This is a genomic window from Bradyrhizobium sp. SHOUNA76, assembly GCF_023006445.1.
Classification (GTDB): Bacteria; Pseudomonadota; Alphaproteobacteria; order Rhizobiales; family Xanthobacteraceae; genus Bradyrhizobium.
Genome location: NZ_JALBHA010000523.1, coordinates 1 through 4,296, shown reverse-complemented (window position 1 = coordinate 4,296; position 4,296 = coordinate 1). Strand labels below are relative to the sequence as shown.

The 4,296-nt window shown below is 65.2% G+C and carries 3 protein-coding genes and 1 pseudogene; 1 reads left to right on the top strand and 3 read right to left on the bottom strand.

The features are described 5' to 3' along the window. Positions 1–762: pseudogene (locus MOV74_RS32405) on the bottom strand (adenylate/guanylate cyclase domain-containing protein); the annotation flags it as partial. Between the two features lie 209 nt (positions 763–971). Between MOV74_RS32405 and MOV74_RS32400 the strand changes: the two are divergent. Continuing rightward, complete coding sequence (locus MOV74_RS32400; protein ID WP_246931068.1) at positions 972–2,537, top strand: glycosyltransferase family 39 protein; 1,566 nt, start codon at positions 972–974, stop codon at positions 2,535–2,537. Positions 2,538–2,903: 366 nt separating this feature from the next. Here the strand turns inward: MOV74_RS32400 and MOV74_RS32395 are convergent, their stop codons facing one another. Together MOV74_RS32395 and MOV74_RS32390 are read right to left on the bottom strand one after the other, a co-directional pair. Then, positions 2,904–3,932: a YcjF family protein gene (locus MOV74_RS32395; protein WP_246931067.1), complete on the bottom strand. Its 1,029-nt coding sequence runs from the start codon at positions 3,930–3,932 to the stop codon at positions 2,904–2,906. Then, positions 3,929–4,296: YcjX family protein (locus MOV74_RS32390; protein WP_246931066.1), on the bottom strand; the 368-nt coding region annotated here is incomplete at its 5' end. The genes MOV74_RS32395 and MOV74_RS32390, both read right to left, overlap by 4 nt.

Here is a 4,296-nt window from a genome sequence, read left to right as displayed (position 1 = left end):
CACGCCGCGAGCCGCCAGCGCCAGGGCGAGCAGACCGAAATAGCCGACGGTGAGGATGCCGGTGATGCGGTCGAGCGTGTTGCCTTCCGCGACCGTGCCGACCTGGCGGCGGGTGAGATTTTGCGTACGCCAGTCTCGATCGTCGCTCTCGATCACGACGCTGCGGCCGCCCTGGTAGATGCCGAGCAGCGACAGTGTCGGGACCAGCACGGCCGCGGCGAGCAGATAGGGTGCGGCGCGCGTGAAGAACGGTTTGAGGCGAAGCCAAAAATAGATGCCGATGCAGCCGTGCACCCAGGCGATCAGCAGCAGGATCGTCATCTGCCAGAGCCGGCCGGGCGCGGCGACGAAGAAGAGATAGAGCTCCTGCGGATAGAGCTTCTGATGATCGTAAAGTGTGTAGCCGAGCCGCACGCCGATCACGTGCCCCATGACCAGAGCCGGAATGCTCAAGCCCAGCACGAGCTGAAGCGGCTCGATCGTCCGCCAGCGGAACTGCCGGCGCTGATAGAGCGCATAGATGCCGAGCCCCATATGCGTGAGCGCCGCCGTGTAGAAGACGATCGCAACGGGGAGGAACTGCCAGAAGACGGTGTGATAGTAGACCCCGGTCTCCATGGCCTCGACCGAGATATTGCCGAGCGCATGGTTGAGGAAATGGCTGATCACATAGGAGAACAGGATCACGCCGCAGATGAGCCGCACCTGCCGCACGCTGGTGGCGCGGACGAGTTCGGACATGTTTGCAGCAGCGATGGCCATGATTCGGTTGTATCAGTTCACGAAGGAGAACAGCCAGCGTAACGTTTAATTCCCGATGTGGACAGGTTGTGAGGTCACATGCCAATCAAGGTTGCGAAATCGTAGGGTGGGCGCTGGGAACACCGCTTGCCCATCCCACCACCCCCACATTGACTCCCCCTCCCAGGTTGGCGAAAAGCGCGGCCGTGACGACAGCTTCTGACATCACCATGCCCTCCAGCGGCGCCACGCGCCGTCCCCTCGTCATGGCCGTCGCGGTCATCGCCGCGATGACGCTGCTCCGTATCGTCTATGCCTCCGCGATCGAGCTGCGCACCGACGAGGCCTATTACTGGACCTGGTCGAAGGAGGGCGCGCTGAGCTTCCTCGATCACCCCCCGGGCATCGCCTGGCTGATCCGCTTCGGTACCGCGATCTTCGGCGACACCACGCTAGGTGTCCGCTTCGGCGGCATCGTCGCGATGCTGGTGACGCAGCTGCTGCTCGCCGACATCGTCCGTCGCCTCACGCATGATGTGCGCGCCGTGGTGCTCGCTGTGCTGATGCCGGAGGCCGCGCTCTACTACGGCCTGCTGATGGCCAAGGTCGCGCCTGACGTCGCCATGATCCCGTTCGCGGTGGCGATGTTCTGGTCGCTGGTGCGGCTGGCGCAGAGCGGCGACGGTCGCTGGTGGCTTGCGGCGGGCCTGTTCGCCGGGCTCTCGATGCTGTCGAAATTCACCGCGATCATGTTCGCGCCTGCGGTCGCCGCCTTTCTGCTCGTGCCGGATTGGCGCTTGCGCTGGCTGCGCAGCCCCTATCCCTATCTCGCCGTGCTGGTCGCGATCGTAGTGTTCTCGCCGGTGCTGATCTGGAACGCGCAGCACGATTGGGCTTCGTTTCGTTTCCAGGGCGTGCGCGCCACCGCCAATTACGGCATCTCGCTGCGGACGATCGGCGATTACATCGGCCTGCAGTTCGGTCTGGTCGGCTTCGTCATGCTGCCGGTGGTGCTGACAGGTCTGGTGCTTACGGCATGGCGCGGCTATCGCACACGCAAGCCGGTTGCGATCCTGCTGTCGACCGCGGTGCTGGTGCCGTTCCTCTATTTCCTTTTCAAGTCGACGACGCTGCGGGTCGGCGACACCTGGCCGATGTTCATGTGGCCGGTGGGGTTTGCCGCCGCCGCCGTGAACTTGGCGACGATGATGAAGGAGAATTGGTCGGCGCGCATGCTGAGATCGTCGGTGTTCTGGGCCAGGACAGCGATCGTCTCGGGCATCGCCTTTGTCGTCATCGTGTTCCTCTATTACGTCGCCGCGCCGTGGAATCTCCTTGGCAAGATCGATCCGATCGGCGCCGAGGCCGGCTATGAGCAGGTTGCCGCGCGCGTGCAAGCCGGGCTGGATGAGACGGGCGCGACCTGGATCGCGACGACGGACTACCGCACCTACGCCATGATGCGCTGGCTGTTCAGGGGGCGCGTGCCTGTCATCGAGATCAACGAGCGCGGCCGTTTCCAGAATTTCAGCGATCCCGGCCTAGACCGGATCAGGGACCACGATGGCATCTATGTCGGCCGCGAGCCAGACGATCATTCGTCGCTGTGGGAGAGCATCCCCGCCAAGCGCGAGCCGCTCGCCCGGGTCGAACGCCGTTGGCGCGGCGTTCTGACGGATACTTATGTGGTTGAGAAGCTGAGCGGCTGGACCCCGGAGCTGTCGCCGCCGAAGGACTCGCCACTGTTTCAGTGGAAGGTGCTGGCTGGGGAATTCGAAAGGCATACACGCGCTTAGCGCGGTAGACTGCGCCTCCTTATCCCCTTGCGCGCATGCCTGTCGCATTGTTGAGCCTCCTGGCGAGTTGGTTAAGCGTTATCACCTTCGCGATTGCGGGCAGGCACCACCCGTAGATGGCGGCACCAGTACGGCCACGCTGACCGTCTCGGTCGTTGGCAACGGCCAGGTTTATGTGAGGGGCACGGACGGCATCGATACGCTCTCTGCAGGCGCGAAAGGAACCGTTCTTGATGGAGGAAACGGCAACGACACCCTTAGTATCGTAGGGTGGGCAAAGCGAAGCATGCCCACCACTTCCGTCGAAGTGCCGGATTAATGGTGGGCACGGCGCAAGTGCGCCTTTGCCCACCCTACGGTTCCTGGCTACTCCTCTCCGTCCTTCTTTCGCAGCAGATCCGTCGCGAGGTCCGACAGCTTCGGTGGCGGCAGCGCTGCGAACGGCAGCGGGCGCGTGACGTCGATCGCGGCGAGGCCAAGCCGCGCCGTCAACAAGCCATTGAGCACGCCTTCGCCGAGGCGCTGCGACAGTTTTGCCGCGATGCCGTGGCCGAGCATCTGCTGCACCAGGCTGTCGCTCGCGGCCATGCCGCCGGTGATGGCGAGATGGGCGATGACGTGGCGGAGCAGGCGGATCATGCCGAGTGCGCCGGGGCGGCCGCCGTAGAGATAAGCGAGCTGGCGGATCAGGCGGAGCGCGGCGACGAACACGAACAGCACGTCGATCGCGGCGCGTGGGCTCACCGCGGTCACGATCGAAACCTTTTGCGCGGCTGACGACACCAGCCGCCGCGCCTCGGCATCCAGCGGCGACATCAGCTCGCGCTCGGCGAGCCGGATCATGTCGGCGCCGTCGATGATCTCACCGGTGTGGCTCTCCAGGGTGGCGCGGGCGCGCGCGAGCTGCGGGTTTTGGTGCGCGATCTTGAGTAGGTCCTGCACGATGACGCGGCTCTCCTTGCGATCGTCGCTGGCAAGGACTGCGGCGGCACGCTGATGCAACTGCTCGATCGCGGCGAGGCGCGCGAGACCGAACGCCTCGCGGCCGATCACCACCGCGAGCGCAAGCGCGGTCACGAGCGCAAACGCTAACCCGACATAGCCGAGGCTTTCGCTGCGCGCAAACAAATCCTCGATCAGATGGACGACGCCGAGCCCGGTGCCGAGCAGCGTCAACCCGGCAACGCCCGACCAGAACAGCGCGCCCCAGGGAAAACCGCGGCGCGCGGGAAGCGCGGTTTGAATCGGCACCGGCTGCGCCTGCGGATCGTGCTCCGGCGTGATCTGGATCGTGGCGCGACTCAGTCGGCTGGTTTCGTCGGCTTCAGTGACGACGACGCCGGGATCGTCGAGCCGAAACGTCGCCGGCCGCCGTGGCTTCGATCGGTCGTTCATGCGAGCTTGTCTCCGATCAGGAACTGCAAGGCACGGTCGAGGCGGATGTGTGGCAGCGTCGGCGGCTCGCTGCCTTCGCGGTCGAGTGTGGGCGGGCGGAAGCGCAGGAAGCGGAAGTCGCTAGTCTCGGCAGCCTCAGTCGCGAGGCCGCGGAACGCATCGGTGCCGTTGAAGAGCGGCTCGGGATCCAAGGGCAAATCGCCCGGAAAGGTCGCGACCTCGGTGTTGCCGTCGAAGAACTCGCCGCCGGCGCTTTCGCCCGCGGCCGGCGTTCCCAGGATCGACGGTAATTTGTCGCGGCCCTGCGCGACTTGAGCTTCTCTCGTGGCGCGCACCGCGGCCAGCGCCACCACGTCGATCGCCG

Bases quoted from the DNA above. Each gene is read 5' to 3' on its own strand.
- MOV74_RS32400 (WP_246931068.1), top strand. From the start codon at position 972: ATGCCCTCCAGCGGCGCCACGCGCCGTCCCCTCGTCATGGCCGTCGCG.
- MOV74_RS32395 (WP_246931067.1), bottom strand. From the start codon at position 3,932: ATGAACGACCGATCGAAGCCACGGCGGCCGGCGACGTTTCGGCTCGAC.